The organism is Stenotrophomonas sp. A3_2 (assembly GCF_036624925.1).
Lineage (GTDB): Bacteria > Pseudomonadota > Gammaproteobacteria > Xanthomonadales > Xanthomonadaceae > Stenotrophomonas > Stenotrophomonas hibiscicola.
Window position 1 is genome coordinate 46,827 of the sequence record NZ_JAZKVY010000356.1, and the last position, 17,639, is coordinate 64,465.

At 63.2% G+C, this 17,639-nt stretch carries 11 protein-coding genes; 10 read left to right on the forward strand and 1 reads right to left on the reverse strand.

Annotated elements, in window-relative coordinates:
- Positions 1–4: 4 nt before the first annotated feature.
- The 10 genes from R5H29_RS18995 (at position 5) to R5H29_RS19040 (ending at position 15,507) form a co-directional block, all read left to right on the forward strand.
- Entirely contained in the window at positions 5–1,033 is a 1,029-nt protein-coding gene (locus R5H29_RS18995; RefSeq protein ID WP_227844062.1) for an SIS domain-containing protein, read from the forward strand.
- Positions 1,033–2,181 (forward strand): N-acetylglucosamine-6-phosphate deacetylase, encoded by a 1,149-nt coding sequence (gene nagA / locus R5H29_RS19000; RefSeq protein WP_332329617.1) that lies wholly within the window; start codon positions 1,033–1,035, stop codon positions 2,179–2,181. The genes R5H29_RS18995 and nagA overlap by 1 nt, the downstream gene beginning before the upstream one ends.
- Positions 2,181–3,248, forward strand: a complete 1,068-nt coding sequence (locus R5H29_RS19005; protein ID WP_332329618.1) for a heparan-alpha-glucosaminide N-acetyltransferase domain-containing protein — start codon at positions 2,181–2,183, stop codon at positions 3,246–3,248. Before nagA ends, R5H29_RS19005 begins: the two co-directional genes overlap by 1 nt.
- A gap of 226 nt (positions 3,249–3,474) precedes the next feature.
- Positions 3,475–6,525, forward strand: a complete 3,051-nt coding sequence (locus tag R5H29_RS19010) for an autotransporter outer membrane beta-barrel domain-containing protein (protein WP_332329619.1) — start codon at positions 3,475–3,477, stop codon at positions 6,523–6,525.
- 254 nt (positions 6,526–6,779) lie between these two features.
- On the forward strand, positions 6,780–7,784 hold the full coding sequence (locus tag R5H29_RS19015; protein ID WP_332329620.1) for a S41 family peptidase: 1,005 nt from the start codon (positions 6,780–6,782) through the stop codon (positions 7,782–7,784).
- Positions 7,785–7,787: 3 nt separating this feature from the next.
- Positions 7,788–8,123 carry a hypothetical protein gene (locus tag R5H29_RS19020; protein WP_021204662.1) on the forward strand — a complete coding sequence of 112 codons (336 nt, stop codon included), beginning with the start codon at positions 7,788–7,790 and terminating at the stop codon, positions 8,121–8,123.
- Between the two features lie 49 nt (positions 8,124–8,172).
- On the forward strand, positions 8,173–8,607 hold the full coding sequence (locus R5H29_RS19025; RefSeq protein WP_021204661.1) for an SseB family protein: 435 nt from the start codon (positions 8,173–8,175) through the stop codon (positions 8,605–8,607).
- A gap of 280 nt (positions 8,608–8,887) precedes the next feature.
- A complete protein-coding gene (locus R5H29_RS19030; RefSeq protein ID WP_332329621.1) occupies positions 8,888–14,140 on the forward strand; it encodes an RHS repeat protein in 5,253 nt (1,750 codons plus the stop codon).
- A gap of 6 nt (positions 14,141–14,146) precedes the next feature.
- Entirely contained in the window at positions 14,147–15,049 is a 903-nt protein-coding gene (locus tag R5H29_RS19035) for an RHS repeat-associated core domain-containing protein (RefSeq protein ID WP_155030125.1), read from the forward strand.
- Complete coding sequence (locus tag R5H29_RS19040; RefSeq protein WP_155030124.1) at positions 15,046–15,507, forward strand: DUF4265 domain-containing protein; 462 nt, start codon at positions 15,046–15,048, stop codon at positions 15,505–15,507. Before R5H29_RS19035 ends, R5H29_RS19040 begins: the two co-directional genes overlap by 4 nt.
- Before the next feature lie 846 nt (positions 15,508–16,353).
- Here R5H29_RS19040 and R5H29_RS19045 read toward each other — a convergent pair.
- Entirely contained in the window at positions 16,354–17,574 is a 1,221-nt protein-coding gene (locus R5H29_RS19045) for a multifunctional CCA addition/repair protein (protein ID WP_332329622.1), read from the reverse strand.
- Positions 17,575–17,639: the final 65 nt, after the last annotated feature.

Sequence of the window (17,639 nt, forward strand, 5' to 3'; positions counted from 1 at the left end):
TGCCATGTCGCTGTCAGACCCCACGTCCACCCTGATGTTCGCCGAGGCCGCTGAAGCGGCCGACGTGGTCGCGCGCCAGTTCTCGCGCAACCACGCCACCATGGAAACCCTGGCCGCCAGCCTGCGTGCTGCACCGCCGCCGTTCGTGGTCACCTGCGCACGCGGCAGCTCCGACCACGCCGCCACCTATGGCAAGTATCTGCTGGAAACCCAGCTGGGCCTGGTGGTCGCATCGGCCTCGCCGTCGGTGGGGTCGGTCTACGCCGCACCATTGCAGCTGCGCGGCGCACTGTTCATCGTCATCTCGCAGTCGGGCAAGAGCCCGGACCTGCTGCGCAACGCCGAGGCCGCCAAGGCGGCCGGTGCGCGCGTGATCGCGCTGGTCAACGTCGAGGATTCACCGCTGGCGCAGCTGGCCGACACGGTCATTCCGCTGCACGCGGGTGCCGAAAAGAGCGTGGCGGCGACCAAGAGCTACCTGGCGTCGCTGGCCGCGCTGCTGCAGCTGGCCGCGTACTGGAAGCAGGACAGCAGCCTGCGTGCGGCGCTGGACCTGCTGCCCGACGCGCTGCGTGAGGCGTGGCAGTGCGACTGGAGCGCGGTGACCGAAGGCCTGGTCGAGGCCACCAACCTGTTCGTGCTCGGCCGTGGCCTGGGCTTGGGGGCGGCCCAGGAAGCGGCGCTGAAGTTCAAGGAAACCTGCAGCCTGCATGCCGAAGCCTACAGCTCGGCCGAGGTCAAGCACGGCCCGATGGCGCTGGTTGACCGTGGATTCCCGGTGCTGGCCTTCGCGCAGCCCGATGAAACCGGCGCCGGCACCCGCGCGGTGGTCGAGGAATTTTCTGCCCGGGGCGCGCAGGTGTGGCTGGCCGGGGCCGGCGGCAACCTGCCGGTGGCTGCAGCGCCGCATCCGTTGTGCGCACCGTTGTTGACCGTGCAGAGCTTCTACCGCGCAATCAATGCGCTGGCATTGCGTCGTGGCTTCAACCCGGACCTGCCGCCGCACCTGAACAAGGTGACGGAGACGGTGTGATGGCAACCGTGCTGCGCAATGCCCGCATCCTGGCGGGCGATGAGTTCCGCGACGATCTGGCAGTGGTGATCGAAGATGGCCGCATCAGCGCGCTGCTGCCCGATGCCGCGCCGCAGCTCGGCCACGCTGCCGAGCAGGTCGATCTGGACGGCGGCTGGCTGCTGCCCGGCTTCATCGATGTGCAGGTCAATGGCGGCGGCGGCGCGCTGTTCAACAACACGCCCGATGTCGCCTCGCTGCGCACCATCGCGCGTGCGCACCGGCGCTTCGGCACCACCGCGATGCTGCCGACGCTGATCAGCGACGATGTGGACGTGATGCGCGAAGCAATCGCTGCGATGCGCGAAGCAATCGCTCAGGGCGTGCCCGGCGTGATCGGCATCCACCTGGAAGGCCCGTACATCGCGCCGGCGCGCAAGGGCACCCACGATGCCAGCAAGTTCCGCGTGCCGGATGAAGACGAGATCGCGCTGGCGGCATCGCTCGACAACGGCGTGACCCTGCTGACGCTGGCGCCGGAACGCGTGCCGCTGGAGACCATCCGCGCGCTGGTCGAGCGTGGCGTGATCGTTGCCGCTGGCCACACTGCAGGCACCTACGAGGAGATCCGCGCCGGCCTGGATGCTGGGGTGCGTGGCTTCACCCATCTGTACAACGCGATGTCGCCGCTGCAGGGCCGTGAGCCCGGTGCGGTGGGCGCTGCGCTGGAAGACCGCGACAGCTGGATCGGCATCATTGTCGATGGCGTGCATGTGCATCCGGCCAGCCTGCGCGTGGCGCTGGCGGCCAAGCCGCGCGGCCGCCTGCTGCTGGTGACCGATGCGATGCCGCCGGTCGGTGCCGATGATCCCAGCTACGTGCTCTACGGCGAAACCATCACCGCCATCGACGGCGTGGTGCGCAATGCCGCCGGTTCGCTGGCGGGCTCGGCGCTGGACATGGCCACCGCCGTGCGCAACACCGTGCAGCTGCTCGGCCAGCCGCTGGCCGAAGCCGCGCGCATGGCCTCGACCTACCCGGCGCAGTTCCTCAACGTCGACGACCGCCTGGGGCACATCGCCGAGGGCTACCAGGCCGACCTGGTGCTGCTGGATGATGCCCTGCAGGTGCGTGGCACCTGGATTGCCGGACAGTACGAGGCCGCCTGATGAACGCGACGCCGCCACGCCGGCTGGGCTCGATCGACGCCCTGCGTGGCATCACCGTGGCGGCGATGCTGCTGGTCAACAACCCGGGCGACTGGAGTGCGGTGTTCGCACCGCTGCGCCATTCGGAATGGCATGGCTGCACGCCCACCGATCTGGTGTTCCCGTTCTTCCTGTTCCTGGTGGGCGTGTCGATGGCGTTCAGCGTAGCGCCGCGCGCGCTGGACGTGTCGGCGCGACCTGCACTGGCGCGCGGCGTGCTGGAGCGCGCGCTGCGCATCCTGCTGGCCGGTGCGCTGCTGCACCTGCTGATCTGGTGGGCGTTGGATACCCATCACTTCCGCATCTGGGGCGTGCTGCAACGCATCGCGGTGTGTGCGGCGTTGGTGGGCGTGCTGGCGGTCTACGCGCGGCCGCGCGTGCAGGTGGGCGCTCTGATCGCGCTGCTGGTGGGGTACACCGTGTTGCTGCTGGGCATCGGTGACCTGGCGCCATGGACCAACCCGGCCAGCCGCCTGGATACCGCGTTGTTCGCGCCGTGGATCTATCAATGGCACGCCGATGCCGGGCTGGGCCATGACCCGGAAGGATTGCTGAGCACGCTGGGCGCGCTGGCCAGTACCTTGCTCGGACTGTTGGCCGGAGGCCTGCTGCGCAGCGGACGTGCCGCGGCGCTGGCTGGGCTGGGTGTGGCGACTGCGGTGTTGGGCCTGCTGCTGGCGGTGGTGCTCCCGTTGAACAAGCAGCTGTGGACGCCCAGCTACGTGCTGTGGACCGGTGGCCTGGCGGCGCTGGCGCTGTGGCTGGGCCACCTGTTGATCGACCAGAAGGGCTGGCCGGCGCTGGGCCGGCGCTTCGGCGTCAATGCGATCACGGCGTATCTGGGCGCATCGGTGATGTCGGTGGTGCTGATGGCTACCGGGGCTTGGGGGTGGGTCTGGCAGCGACTGGCCACCGCAATGCCGCAGGCGCTGGAGCTGGCGTCCATGCTGCAGGCGCTGGTGTTTGTCGCGCTGTGGTGGGGCGTGGCATGGTGGCTGGACCGGCGGAAGATCTATCTGAAGATCTGATGGCACCTCATCCACGCCATGCGTGGATGCTCTCCGCGCGGCCTGTGACCGCTGCAAAGATGAATCATTTCAGCCACGTGGAGGTTGGGTGATGGCCGATCAAGTTCGCAACTGAACTGTGATGGCCGCCACGCAAATTCACCTGTCGAAACCGTTCACCACACGGCAGACTGCCTGCGCAGTGCCGCATATCCGCAGTTCCTGATCCCTTTTCCAGGAGTGCTGTATGTCCCGTGCCGTTCCACACGCTTTTCGTCCGCGCCGCCTCACCGTTTCCGTGCTGCAGGCCCTGGCTGTCCCGTCCGTCATGCTGCTGAGTGCCAGCGTCGCCTGGGCCGGCTGTGACAGCGCCGCCCCCGTCGCCGGCCAGACGGTCACCTGCGACGCCAATGCGCCGAACCCGCAGACTGTTCCCATCACCGCCAATGGCGCGACCGGCATCACCATCAATATCGCCAACACGGCACAACTGCAGCAGAGCGGTGGCAGCAGCGCGATTTCGCTTGTTGGTGCTGGTGGGCATCTGTTGTCCAACCTGGGCACGATCAGTTCGGTGGGCGGTGTGGCGGTCCAGCTCGGTGGCGGCAGCCGTGTCGAAAATGCGGGCAGCATCAGCACCGGCAACAACACCGCCCTGCAGTTCGTCGGTGCGGGCGACAGCGTGCTGGTCAACCGCGGTACGATCAGCGGGCGCACCGGCGTACAGTTCGATTCAGGCAACGACCGCCTGGACATGCAGGCCGGCAGCATCAGCGGCGGCGTCCTGCAAGGGGATGGCAACGATGTGCTGCTGCTGGGCAATGGCACCATCGACAGCGTCGACCAGGGCAACGGCGATGACCAGATGACCGTCACCGGCGGCACCGTCACCGGCCTGGTAGCGCAGGGCAGTGGCCGCGATGATTTCGTCATGAGTGGCGGCACGGTCGGCGCGCTGCAGCAGGGCGACAACATCGATACCTTCCGCATGAGCGGTGGCCGCATCATCGGCGCGTTCGAGGATGGCGACCAGGCGTGGATGACCGGTGGCCGCATCGGCCGCGTCAACATGAAGCTGGACAAGAACCTGTGGGACCAGTCCGGCGGCACCGTGGATGGCAATGTGGTGACCGGTTTCGACACCGATACCATCATCATCTCGGGTACCGCCTACATCGGCGGCAACATAAGCGTCAGCGGCGGCAACGACAGCGTGACCATTACCGACGGCACCGTGCGCGGGCAGGTACTGCTCAGTACCGGCGATGACACCTTCAACTGGAATGGCGGCGGCATCGTCTACGGCGCGATCGACATGGGCCCGGACAACGACGTGGCCAACCTCAGCAACCTCAACCAAGGCAACCTAGGTGCGGTGCCGCTGTTCGACGGCGGCAGTGGCATCGACCAGCTCAACCTCAGCAACGTCAAGACCACGGGCGTGGGCCGCTTCCAGAACTGGGAGACGATCAGCCTGACCAACAGCACCGAGCTGAGCTTCGATGGCGACCTGGTGCTGGGCGACAGCGCAACCGGCACCGGCACGCTCACCGTGGATGACACCAGTACCGTGTATGCGGGCAGTGGCGGCCATGCCATCCGTCCGTTCAACAGTGGCGCACTGGTGGAGATGGTCAATGCCGGGCGCATCGACCTGACCGGTACCGGCGCGGGCGACGTGTTCACCGTGCGTGGCAATTATCGAGGCGATGGCGGTGGCCTTTACCTGCGTACCGAGCTGGGCGCAGACAACTCCACCAGCGACCGTCTGGTGATCGACGGCGGTACTGCCACCGGGACCACCGGCATCGGCGTGCTCAATGCCGGCGGCAGCGGCGCCGCCACGCTGGCCGATGGCATCCTGGTGGTGCAGGCCTTGAATGGCGGCCGCACCGCGCCGGGTGCGTTTTCGCTGTTCGCACCGGTGGCGGCCGGTGCCTACGAGTACTACCTGTTCAAGGGCGGTGTCAGTGCCGGTACCGCCGAGAACTGGTACCTGCGTTCGACGCTGGTGACCGGGCCGACGCCAGCACCCAACGGTGGCGGCAGCGCGACACCGCCACCGCTGACGCCTCCAGTGGCCCCACCGCCGCCGATCACCCCGGCACCGCCGCCGCCGATCACCCCGGCACCGCCGCCGCCGCCCGAAGGCGCCACCGATCCGGATCTGACCGCGGGCGAGACCGCGCCGCCACCACCGCCACCGGAACCCGCGCCGGTGGCGCCACCCAGCGATCCGGCCGTGCCGGACGTGCCAGTGGCCGGCGGTGCGCTGCCCGGAACCGGTGCCCCGCCGACGCCGGGTGCACGCCCCGCCGAGGGCGCAGTGGTGCCGCTGTACCGCGTGGAGACTGCCACCTATGCCGTGGTGCCGCCGCTGCTGCGCGAGACCTCGCTGGCCAGCCTCGGTACCTTCCACGAGCGGCAGGGCGAGCAGCGCCTGCTGTACAACCAGGGCGCATTCCGCACCGCCTGGGGCCGGTTGGTGGGGCAGAGCAGCGAGATCCACTGGAAGGGGGATGCGCAGCCCGGCTTCGATGGCGATGTGATGGGCCTGCAGGCCGGCCTCGACGTGTGGGCTGCGGCCTCCGACAACCACCGCAACCAGATCGGCGTGTTCGTCGGCCGCACCCGCGCGCAGGGCAAGACCACGGGTCTGGCACTGGGCTGGGAGAACGTGCAGGTGGGCCAGAACCGCCTGGACGACAAGCACGTGGGCCTGTACTGGACCTTCACCGACAGCGGTGGCGGCTACATCGATGCTGTGGCGATGCAGAGCCGCTACGACGGCCGCGTGCGTTCCTCGCGTGGGCTCGGCTTCGGCATTAAGGGCGATGGCACCAGCGTGTCGGTGGAGGCGGGCAAGCCGCTGCTGCGGTTTGGGCAGTCGGCGTGGTGGTTGGAGCCACAGGTACAGGTGATCTGGCAGCGCACCTCGCTGGACGACCGCCGCGATGAGGTATCGAGCGTGCGCTTCGACAACGACAACGCCTGGACCGGCCGCATCGGCCTGCGTCTGGCCGGCGACTACCAGCTGGCCGACAACGGCTGGCAGCCGTATTTCAAGCTGAATTACTGGCATGGTCGTTCCGGCGAGGACCGCATCCGCTTCGACGACGACACGATCATCAATTCGCAGCGCTCACGCGCGCTCGAAGCCGGTGTCGGCGTGGTAGGGCGCTTCAACCGCACCATCAGCGCGTACGCGGTGGCCGACTACACGCGCGAGCTGGGCGGTGACCGCAATGAGAAGCGCCGCATCATCGAAGGCAACATCGGCCTGCGCGCGGACTGGTAGCGCCGGGCCATGCCCGGCGGCATGACCCGCTCTGGTGGGTGTCGACCTTGGTCGACACGAACCCTGCCGCCGTCATGACTCTGTAGAGCCGAGCCATGCTCGGCTGCTTCAGTCGCAATTTCCCCAAGCCGAGCATAGGCTCGGCTCCACAGAACACTAGCGCGTGGCGAGATCGATCCCACCGCGGCTATCCTACGGCTTCGATACATGACAAGGAGTCGTCGATGCTGGACCTAAGGAATGTCCGTGCCGCCATGCTCACCACGCTGCTGCTTTCATCTTCGGCCGCAGTTGCAGAGGAGACAGTGGAGCTGCCGTCGCCGGAAGCGCGTGAGCAGATGCTGCAGTTGTTGGAAACCCAGTCCTTGTACCGTCGCCGCGTAGATTGGAACGACGTGCGCGCGCGCCTGAACGCGGCAGGGGATGACCGCGCGCAACAGCGCCGTGTTCTGGATGAAGCCGCCGCACGCAGCAGCGGAGGCCATGGCCGCTGGTTTTCACCAAGCGAGCAGCGTCAGCGCTCCGAACGTGCTCAGCGCTTGAATGCCAGTCAGGCGACCGACTTCGCTGCCCCCAATCATGCCAATCCCCGCATCGGCGTGCTGCGGGTGAGCCCCTTCGTGGAAGACCTGCAACGCAACGAATCAGAACGTTATGGAGCACGCAAGGTCTACGCGCTGGCGTTGCAGGGGCGTATCGCTGGCCTGGATGACGGCACGCGGTGCGGCTGGGTAGTGGATGTAAGCAGCAATGGTGGTGGCAACATGTGGCCTATGTTGTTTGGTTTGTTGCCATTGCTGCATGGAACGCCGGATACGCAGGGGGCGTTGATCGGCGCCTTCCGTAGTGCCGATGGATTGCTGTGGTGGCGGCAGGCGGAAGGTGAAGTCGTGCAAGGCAATGCCTCGATGCTGCGTTCACGACAGGGCGCGTATCGGTTGCGTGCGGGCACGGCGCCGGTGGCGGTGGTGATGGGGGCAGGCACTGCAAGCTCCGGCGAAGCAGTGGCACTCGCGTTTCGAGGGCAACCGGGGAGTCGCAGTTTCGGTCAGCCCAGCGCAGGCTTTTCTACTGGCAATCGACCGACGACGCTGGTGGACGGTACCACCTTGTTGTTGACCCACAACGTGATGACCGATCGTAACGGGCAGGGCGACGGTGGCAGAATGCAGCCGGATCAGGCTACGGCCAGCGGGCCGGCCACCCTTGCCGCCGCCCAAGCCTGGCTGCTGGCCCAACCCGCCTGCCAGGGCCGCTGATCCATGATCCTGATCGGCCAGCAGGAGCGGGTGGTGGTGGTCGGCCCCACCGAGGCTCACCACTGCCTGCGCTGCCAGACGGAAACCGAGTTCGCGCCCCAGTTGCGCTACAAGATGGCGCGCATCGACCTGCTGTTCGGCCTCACCTACCATCGCCGTTATGAGCTGGCCTGCACCCGGTGCGGGCACGGCTGGGTGCTGGACACCGACACCATGGACCAGCAGCTGGGTGGGGTGCCGATCCCGTGGCGGCACCGCTTCGGCCTGCCGCTGATGCTGGTGGTGGTGGCCGGTCTGGCGGCGTTGGGCTGGCTGTGGCGGCATGGATTCCTCGGTTGAGGAGCGGGCCTGCTAAAGTCTGCCCTGCAATCACGTACCGGAAGCGACCATGGACCACGACACCCCGTTCGACCCCCTCAACGACCTCGAGGTGCGCCTGCTGCAGGCCCAGGACGGCACGCTGACCGCAGCGCAGTTCCTCGATGGCCTGCTGACCTCGACGGCGTTCGTGCTGCTGGACAAGGCCATTGGCGAAGATGGCGCCTGGGACGAGAGCATCTCGCCGCTGGTGCTGACCAGCGAAAGCGGCGAACCGATGTTCGCGGTATTCACCGCCCCCGAGCGCGCGGGCCTGTGGCACGAGCAGCTGCCGCAGTTTGCGCATGCCATGCCGATCGCGGTGCACGCGCTGCTGGCCGGTATCGGCGACGGCGTCGGCCTGGTGCTGAACCCGGGCCTGGACGTGGGCATGGAGATGATTCCCGATGCAGTGGCCCAGCTGAAGCAGCGTGCGGCGGCGATCACCCGTGGGATGGCGCACTGATCCAGGGAATTGGGGTTGCCGGCCAGCGGCCGGCACTACCAATAGCGGTGCACGCGGCTGTCGCGGATCAGCGGGCCGCCGCGAAGGCTTTTACCCGCGCCTTGGTGGGAGAGACAGTGTGTCTTCTCCTATTGAGGGTCAGTCTTTTCTGACTCTCACACAGCTGACAAATGTGATAGCGTCGCTTCGGGCGGCGTAAGGATTGTGCAGTCGCCTTCGGGAAAAGGACGGTGCAAGGCCGGCCTTTGGGAAATGGAATCCAAATCTGAAGGAATGCCTAGTGATCGATGCATTGCGTCGTGTTGCGTTGCGTTCGACTGTGCTGCCAGTTTTCTTGATCGGTCTTATTATCTCGGGACCAGTCGCGGCTCAGTCGGTTGCGGACGGTATCCATCCCTATTTGGAATACCGGAAGCGAATCCAGAACGCTGAATCGCTGTCCACTTTGGATACGGGGCTGTTCGGCGAGGGCGTAAGTCTATACGACGGAAGCACGCAGTTCCGCGTGGTCGAAATCGACCTGCCAGGCAACAGTAATCTGCCCGTGCAGTTTGCACGCCGATTGAATATGCAGTTGCAGCCGCAAGGTAGCATCCGCGACCACGATGCTCGCCTGTTGGGCCTGGGAAATTGGGATGTTGAAGTGCCTCATGTGGCGGTAACCTACGCGAATTCCACCGGTCTTCCTGCAAGGGTATGCACTGTGGGGAGTGTGCCGGGCAGCGGCATCTTCAATGTCAGGGAGTTCTGGAGCGGGCTCAACGTACACCTGCCAGGTCGAGGCGACACTGCCATGCTTGGCATTATCGCAGGCACCCCCTTGCCTACTGCAGGAACGAGCACCCGACTTACAACCAAAGAGCGCGATGCTATTGACTGCATCACTATGGACAATGGTAGTCGCGACGGGTTCCGGCTTACAACGACCTCGGGTGAGCGCTACTACTTCAATCAATTGACCACGCGCCGTGAGGCACCGTTGCAGAAGCTCGTACCCACTACGCGTGGCAACGATCCGGTGTCAGTCATCCTGGAGCGAACGCGCTATTACCTTTTGGCAACCAGGTTGGAGGATCGGTTCGGAAACTGGGTCCAGTTCTCATACAACGGCGAGGGCCTGCCCACGCGGATCTGGAGCAACGACGGGCGCGAAATCGGGTTTGTCTACAGTCAGGGACGAATGACCAGTGCCACTGCCAATGGGCGCTCCTGGGGCTTCCAGTACCAGACGACCCTGGCGGAAAACCTGTTGACAAAGGTCACTCGTCCAGACGGTAGCTCATGGCGCTATGCCTACTCAGGAACACTTCTGCCGTCGGCCCCGCTACCCATCGATACGCTGCCAGGCTTGCCGTGGTGTAGGGACTCCTCCCTTCCGCTGTCAGCTGACTATGTTGTGACTGCAACACATCCGGCGGGCGCTACGGGTACCTTTTCGTTCGTCAATCAACGGCATTGGCGACACGGCGTGCATCTCACCGAATGCATGCAGAAGGGCGATCCCCGTGAGGATCCAGAGTACGTATTGGGTGTTCCTCATTTCTTCGATGTACTCAGCATCGTCGGCAAGGCCATCACCGGTCCCGGCCTGTCGACCATGCAGTGGACCTATGACTATGGCAATTCTCCTTCTGACCTGTGGGGAAGCCAGAATGAGCCCGCCGTCTACCCTTGTGCGACGTGCATCCAGACGAAGGTCGTACAGGTTCGTCGCCCGGATGCTACTACTCAGAAGTTGACCTTTGGCAATCTCTACATGCTCAACGATGGGCGGGAACTGCGCGAGGAGGTTCTCGATGCCCAAGGGCGTGTGGTACAGACACGATCCAGTGACTACTTGGCCGATGCTTCGGCTGCCGGTCAACCCTTCATTGGGGAGTATGGTGCGATTCTCGGAAGCTTGAACGATCCAGCAACAGTTCGCGTGCGTCCTGTTACGCGGACACAGTTGCAACAGGACGATACTACCTACACTTGGCAAGCGGCAGCCTACGACCGCTTTGCACGCCCAGTGGAGCGAGTTCGCACTGGACCTAGCGGATCCGTTCGTGAGCGGCTCGATTATCACGACAATACAGTTCACTGGGTGTTGGGACAGCTGTCACGAGTGACCGATCTTGCCAGTGCAACCATAGTTGCCGAAGCGGCCTTCGATGCCAATGCCATGCCAGTCGAGACGTTCGCATTTGGAAAACGGACCCAGACAAGGACTTATCATGCAGACGGTACCGTCGCATCGGTCCGTGATGGAAACGGCAACACCACTAAACTCTCCGAGTGGAGGCGCGGGATTCCTGGGCTGGTGCAGTTTGCAGACGCGACGACGTCAAGAGTTGTGGTTGACGAGAATGGTTGGATAGCAAGCGCAACTGATGAAAGTGGATTTGCCACCAGCTACGGCTATGATGCAATGGGGCGAGTTGCCAGCGTCGTCTATCCCGCAGGGGATGCGGTGAACTGGACTCCGATGACCCGCGTCTTTCAACAGGTGGGTGCGGAGGAGTACGGCATTCCTGCGGGGCATTGGCGACAGGACATCGCAACTGGAAATGGGCGCTTGGAGACGATCTATGATGCCCTCTGGCGACCCGTTTTTACGCGCGAGTACGATGCTGCCAACATCGCGGAAACGCAGCGGTTGCAGCGCTTCAGCTATGACCATGAAGGTCGGCTGTTGTTTGCGTCTTACCCGGGCAGGGGAGCGAATCTGACCACGGGAAACTGGAGTGAGTACGACACGCTCGGTCGCAGGACTGCTGCTATCCAAGACAGTGAGCTGGGTACGCTGGTAACAGTGACCGAGTATCTGCCAGGCGCGCGAATCCGGGTGACCGACGCGCGCGGAAAGCAGACCCAGACCAGTTTCCAGGCTTTCGATAAGCCGGCCTACACGGCCCCGATCGCTATCGTGAAGCCTACAGGCGTCGTGCTGGATATACCGCGAAATGTATTCGGTAATCCGGTGAGCGTTACGCAGCGTAGCAGCGATGGATCGGTCTCGCTGACACGTCGATATGTCTACGACATGCATCAACGTCTTTGCAAGAGCATCGAGCCTGAGACTGGTGCCACTACGCTTGGCTACGACGCGTCCGACAACATCCTCTGGTCAGCCACGGGAATGAATCTTCCCGCAGTCGACTCCTGCGATGCATCCAGTGCCTATTCCTCTGGACGTCGCGTAGACCGTGGCTACGACGCCCGCAACCGGTTGAGGACCTTGACGTTCCCGGATGGCAACGGCGACCAGCAATGGGTCTACACCCCAGATGGGCTACCGCAGCAGGTTACGACGAGGAACGCCATCAATACCAGTCCGGTCGTCAACACATACGTGTACAACCGGCGGCGATTGCTGGTGGGCGAGAGTGCCACGATTGCCGGTGCGTTCAACTGGGCGCTTGGCTATGGCTATGATGCGCGCGGCGTGATGGCCAGCATCCAGTATCCCAGTGGCCTGTCGGTTGATCTGGCGCCCAACGGTCTGGGGCAGATCACGCGTGTTGGGGGATTTGCATTGGGTGTTTCCTATCATCCCAACGGGGGTATGCGCGCATTCACTTATGGAAATGGCATCGTCCATGGCATGACCCAGAACGCGCGCCAGTTGCCTGGGCGCGTAACAGATTCCGCAGGTGTGCTGGACGATGTCTACAGCTACGACGGCGGCGGAAACGTGACGAGGATCGAGGACGTTCTCGACGCGGGTCGCAATCGGACGATGCAGTATGACGATCTGGACAGGCTCACCCGGGCGAGCTCAGCAAGATTCGGTGGCGACGGAGTAATGACCTATAGCTACGACGCACTGGACAACCTGCGATCAGCTCGATTAGCCGGAGTGAAAGACCACATCTACTGGTATGACAGCAACAATCGTCTTACCAATGTGCAGTCTTCCGATGGTGCAACCACCATGGGGCTGGGATATGACGTGCAGGGCAATCTCGCCACGCGCAATGGACAGGCCTTCAGGTTCGATTTCGGAAATCGCCTGCGCGAGGTTGAAGGTGCCGAAAAGTATGCTTATGACGCACATGGGCGTCGCGTGCTGAGCCAGGCGCCAGGCGGGGATATCCTGTCGCTCTACGACAGCGCAGGCGTGCTGCGCAGACAAGAAAACCAGCGGACGGGTGAAGGCACGGAGTACATTCACTTGAATGGCAGTCTGCTTGCCAAGTCTGTGACCGCCATGGCGCCGGGGGTGCCGGTGATTACTGCGCCCTCATTCAGCAGTACTGGGAGTTTCACGGTTGGCTGGTCGAGCGTAGTGGGTGTATCGACTTATGAGCTGCAGCAGAGAACCGGACAGGGGGGCTGGCTCTCTGCCTATTCTGGATCGGCGCTGGCATGGTCGACCACTGGCAAGCCTGCCGGGAGTCATGGGCTCAGGATTCGCGCTTGCCGTGCCGTACTGTGCGGCGGTTGGAGCGCCGAAGTGACAGTGGTGGTTGAGTTGGCACCGACGGCTGCGCCCACGATCACGGCTCCAGCCAGCGCAACGGGCGGCAACTACATTGTGGGCTGGACAGCGGTTGCAGGCGCTACCTCATACAGGTTGGAAGAGCAGAAGGATGCCGGTGCGTGGGGGGAAGTGCAGAATTCTGCAGAGCGCAGCCGATCTTTCAGTGCGAAGCCAGGCGGAACTTACGGGTATCGTGCACGTGGCTGCAACACGAGTGGCTGTGGTGTCTATTCCCAAGCTGTGACAGTGAAGTCCGTTCATCTGCCGACTTCGGCCCCGGCATTGAACGCTCCAGCCAAAGTGCTGGGGTCTGCATATTCGATCAATTGGAACGCGGTGAGCAACGCCACTTCGTATCAACTGGATGAGCGCTTCAATGGTGGAGGCTGGGCTACCATTTCCAGTGCGGCGGCCGTCAGCTACGCCGCTTCCGGCCGCGCTCATGGGGTGTACGAATACCGCGTTCGAGGCTGTGCTTTGGTAGGGTGCGGACCATATTCGGGCGTATCCGCAGTCCAGGTGGTGATTGCTCCGGCAGCAGCGCCGTCGATCAGTTCGCCAGCGTCGAGCAACACGGGTAGCTACACCGTGAACTGGTCGTCTGTGGACCGCGCAACGAGCTATCTGCTGCAGGAGCAGATCAACGGCGGAGGCTTTGGCAACCTTCAAAACGACGGGTCGCAGCAGCGAGCTGTCAGTGGCAGGAGTAACGCTACTTATGGATATCGAGTTGCCGCATGTAACGAAGCGGGCTGCAGTGTCTTCTCGCCAGCTGCAGTCACGGCGGTGAACATTCCTCCACCAATTCCAGAAGCACCGGTCCTGTTTGAAGCCTGGTACTACTATTCCGAGGGACATACGACCTACCAAGGCGGGTGGACGGAAGTTGCGGGCGCCACGCGTTATGAATTCAGCGGAACGGCGGGTTGTGTGGCCACGCTTCCTTTCTGCTCAGTTGTTGTGCGTGGCATGCCCAAAATCACTGCCTTCCGGGTTGTAGCCTGTAATGCGAGCGGCTGTTCCCGGCCGTCCAACGAGTTGGTAGTGCAGGATGGCTTTGAGCGATGAATTGCCATGAAGGCCGTCTGGGAGGCGACAGTGATGCTATCGATCATTTTCAGAACGTTGCTGATCTTGACTCTGGTTGCGTGGGGCTCTGCTGCCAGGGCGCAGACGATCACCTATATCCACACCGATGCGCTTGGATCGGTGGTGGCCGAATCGGATGCCAATGGCGCAGTGACCAAGCGCCACATCTATGAACCCTACGGGACAGTAGTTGGTGGTCAGGTTGATGATGGTCCTGGATATACCGGGCATGTGAGCGATTCGGCCACTGGGCTGAGCTACATGCAGCAGCGGTATATGGATCCGCAGTTGGGTATATTCCTGTCGGTGGATCCGGTGACGGCACATCAACAGCCAGCTAGCCAATTCAATCGATACCGATATGCGGACGGAAATCCCTACAAGTTCACGGATCCTGATGGGAGGGCCGCGCTGCAACTGCTCGTTCCTTTCGTCTTCATTCCGATTGCTGGTGCGACCATCTACTACACAAGTACCACTCCTGAACAACGTGTGGAACTTGGCAATAGGCTGGAAGCGGGAATCAGGGAGCTGGTGCAGGAGTCAAAACCGGCACCACATGAGCCTGCATTGAAGAGTGATGGTTCGATAGTCTCGGATCGAGAGCCTGGAAGTGATGGAAAGCGTGGCTCAACTGGAGGGCCTGGTGCGGGGAAGCGGTTCCCGAAGGAGTCTCCCGAAGCTAAGGCGAGCAAGGAGGGTGTCCCATGCGTCTACTGCGGAGTTCCTACAACCAATACGCAAGGATTGCCAAATTCCCGAGAGAGGGACCACATTGATCCAAAGTCGAGAGGTGGAAATAATAGTCCTGAGAACGAGAGAGACGCCTGTAGGACGTGCAATCGAGACAAGGCGGCAAGGAACCCCGATGAGTGGAGTGGAAGATGAATGACAGCGCGACGAAGGTAAGATTTGCCTTGGATGACGGCGGGGTGGAGATTATGCATGTCCGACTTTTGCCGGATGGTTCGCTTGTGCTGGACAATATTCCATTTTATGCATACGGGGTTAGTTGTGGAGATACTATCGCGACGGAGCGTGACGAAGATGGCTTAATGTTCGTGGGAGTTCTCGCTCGGGGGGGGCATTCCACATATCGAGTCAGGTTGCCAGCATTCGCAGGAGATGAGCGCTTCCTGATGCGTTGGTCAGAACTGGAAGTTCTTGGCTGTACCTACGAAGGCTCTAACGTTGGTGAAAGACTACTCTATGCCGTGGATGTGCCGCCTCACGCTGCAGTGGCCGAAGTGTATAGGCTCTTGGAGCAAGGTGAGAGCGAGGGTGATTGGGAGTTTGAGGAGGGATTCTACTGTTCTCCTGATTTCATTTCTTCGGAACTTCACTAATCGTGGTCTTACCATGTTTTTCCTTTGCATTGGGGTTGCGGCGGCGAAAGTTCAGTGGGAAGGAAGTCGATGAGCGTAGTGTCATCAACTCGCAGAATTTCCTATTCGGATCCTTAAGCGCATCAAGGCTCTCATGTCTCCGGTGAAATGTTCTGTTCCGGTCCTCAGGCGCGGCGAAACGTCCCCATTGTTTAGCCCATTGACGGTAGCCCAAGGGCTCCCATCAGGCATTCGACTACTCTCAGGCATGGCCGCCCATTCACCGTGCGGTTTAAGGCGTACGCGGGGCTGGTATGCGTCACGATGCGAACGGGCAGAAGCAATCCTCCAAGAAGTCCATCGGCAAAGCGGGCGCTTCTCCGGCGCAGCGAGGCCTGCAACTCGTATTCGCCCAATCGAATTCTGTTCGGATTGCCACCTCCGATCGCGTTCGAAGGCGTGGATACGAATTAGATGGTTGTAGTCATGGATGGGGCAGGGAAGTGATTCCCGGCACTGTGACCCAATTGAAGCAACGGGCTGCGGCGATCAACCGTGGGAAGGCGCACTGATCGAGGAAGCTAAGGCGGCAGGCAAGTACGTACTGTTCAATGGAGAGGAGCATCGTGGGCAGGCGTTCTAACCGATCGCTGTGGGTCTATGAGATCGGCCTTGTTGCGGGTTTGGCACTGGCAGCTGCGTTCATCACCCGGTTCAATCCGGTGGAGACACTCCGGCTGGGTGGATGGCTGTTCCTCTTGATGCAACCCATCTTGTTGGGTGCTCATGCTGTCGACCACTTCTCGCGTAAGCGTCGTCGATAGACGGGCGATCGGTGCCGGCCAGCAGCCGGCATCACCAGGTGCTTCAGCGGGCGGCGGCGATGGCTTTCACCCGCGCCTTGGCCAGCGCTTCGCCGATGGCCGGGCCCTTCAGATGCGTGGTATCCAGATCCCGTGCCTGCACTGACAGCGCCGCCTGGTGCAGGCGCTTGAGTGTTTCGCCCTGCGGGTAGTCGGCGTCCTCGAAGCCGAGCCGGCCGCGCTTGTCGGCCTCGCAGCACAGTGCGATGCGGGCCACGCGTTCCGGCCGGCGCAGCGCATCACAGCGGCCCAGCAGTTCCAGCACGGTGGCATCGCGCAGTTCGTCGATGCGGTGCACGTTCAAGTGCTCGCGGCACACCGCTTCGGCCAGCTGCTGGTGTTCGGTGGGAATCTTCAACCGCGCACACAGTGCCTTCAACGGCTTGATGCCGCGCTGCTCGTGCATGATGTGGCGCGGCCATTCCTCCGGCGGGGTCAGGCCCTTGCCGAGATCGTGGGTGAGGGCAGCGAAGCCGACCAGGTCATCGCCGGGGGCGAGCTTCGCGGCCATGTCGCTGACCATTTCCTGGTGGATGCCGGTGTCGACTTCCGGGTGGAATTCGGCACGCTGCGGTACGCCGTACAGTGCTTCCAGTTCGGGCAGGATTGGGCCCAGTGCCTGCGCATCGTGCAGCGTGCGCAGGAAGGCGGAGGGCCGTTCACTGACCAGCGCCTTGCGCAGTTCCTGCCAGACGCGTTCCGGCACCAGCGCGTCCAGTTCACCGCTGGCGGCGACCTCGCGCATCAGTGCCATGGTCTCTTCGGCGACGGTAAAGCCCAGTGGTGCAAAACGGGCCATGAAGCGCGCCGCGCGCAGCACGCGCAGCGGATCCTCGACGAAGGCCGGCCCGACATGGCGCAGCACGCGCTGTTCCAGGTCACGGACACCGCCATAGGGATCGACCAGCGTGCCGGTGTCTTCGTCGCAGGCAATCGCATTGATGGTGAAGTCGCGGCGCTGCAGGTCCTCTTCCAGCGTCACGGCCGGATCGGCATCGACCACGAAGCCGCGATAGCCGCGGCCGGATTTGCGCTCGGTGCGCGCCAGCGCGTATTCCTCACCGGTCTTCGGATGCAGGAACACCGGGAAATCACGGCCGACGGCGGTGTAGCCCTGTGCTTCCATCTGCGCGGGCGTGGCGCCGACCACCACCCAGTCGCGGTCGCCGGCAGGGCGCTGCAGCAGGCGGTCGCGCACGGCGCCGCCGACAAGATAGATCTTCATGGTCGGGATCATCGCATGCCCGACTTGTAGAGCCGAGCCCATGCTCGGCTGCTCAGGCGGTAGCG

What these genes read in the sequence shown, in the direction of transcription:
- R5H29_RS18995 (WP_227844062.1), top strand. Translation starts at nt 5, where the DNA reads ATGTCGCTGTCAGACCCCACGTCCACCCTGATGTTCGCCGAGGCCGCT.
- nagA (WP_332329617.1), top strand. Translation starts at nt 1,033, where the DNA reads ATGGCAACCGTGCTGCGCAATGCCCGCATCCTGGCGGGCGATGAGTTC.
- R5H29_RS19005 (WP_332329618.1), top strand. Translation starts at nt 2,181, where the DNA reads ATGAACGCGACGCCGCCACGCCGGCTGGGCTCGATCGACGCCCTGCGT.
- R5H29_RS19010 (WP_332329619.1), top strand. Translation starts at nt 3,475, where the DNA reads ATGTCCCGTGCCGTTCCACACGCTTTTCGTCCGCGCCGCCTCACCGTT.
- R5H29_RS19015 (WP_332329620.1), top strand. Translation starts at nt 6,780, where the DNA reads ATGCTCACCACGCTGCTGCTTTCATCTTCGGCCGCAGTTGCAGAGGAG.
- R5H29_RS19020 (WP_021204662.1), top strand. Translation starts at nt 7,788, where the DNA reads ATGATCCTGATCGGCCAGCAGGAGCGGGTGGTGGTGGTCGGCCCCACC.
- R5H29_RS19025 (WP_021204661.1), top strand. Translation starts at nt 8,173, where the DNA reads ATGGACCACGACACCCCGTTCGACCCCCTCAACGACCTCGAGGTGCGC.
- R5H29_RS19035 (WP_155030125.1), top strand. Translation starts at nt 14,147, where the DNA reads ATGAAGGCCGTCTGGGAGGCGACAGTGATGCTATCGATCATTTTCAGA.
- R5H29_RS19040 (WP_155030124.1), top strand. Translation starts at nt 15,046, where the DNA reads ATGAATGACAGCGCGACGAAGGTAAGATTTGCCTTGGATGACGGCGGG.
- R5H29_RS19045 (WP_332329622.1), bottom strand. Translation starts at nt 17,574, where the DNA reads ATGAAGATCTATCTTGTCGGCGGCGCCGTGCGCGACCGCCTGCTGCAG.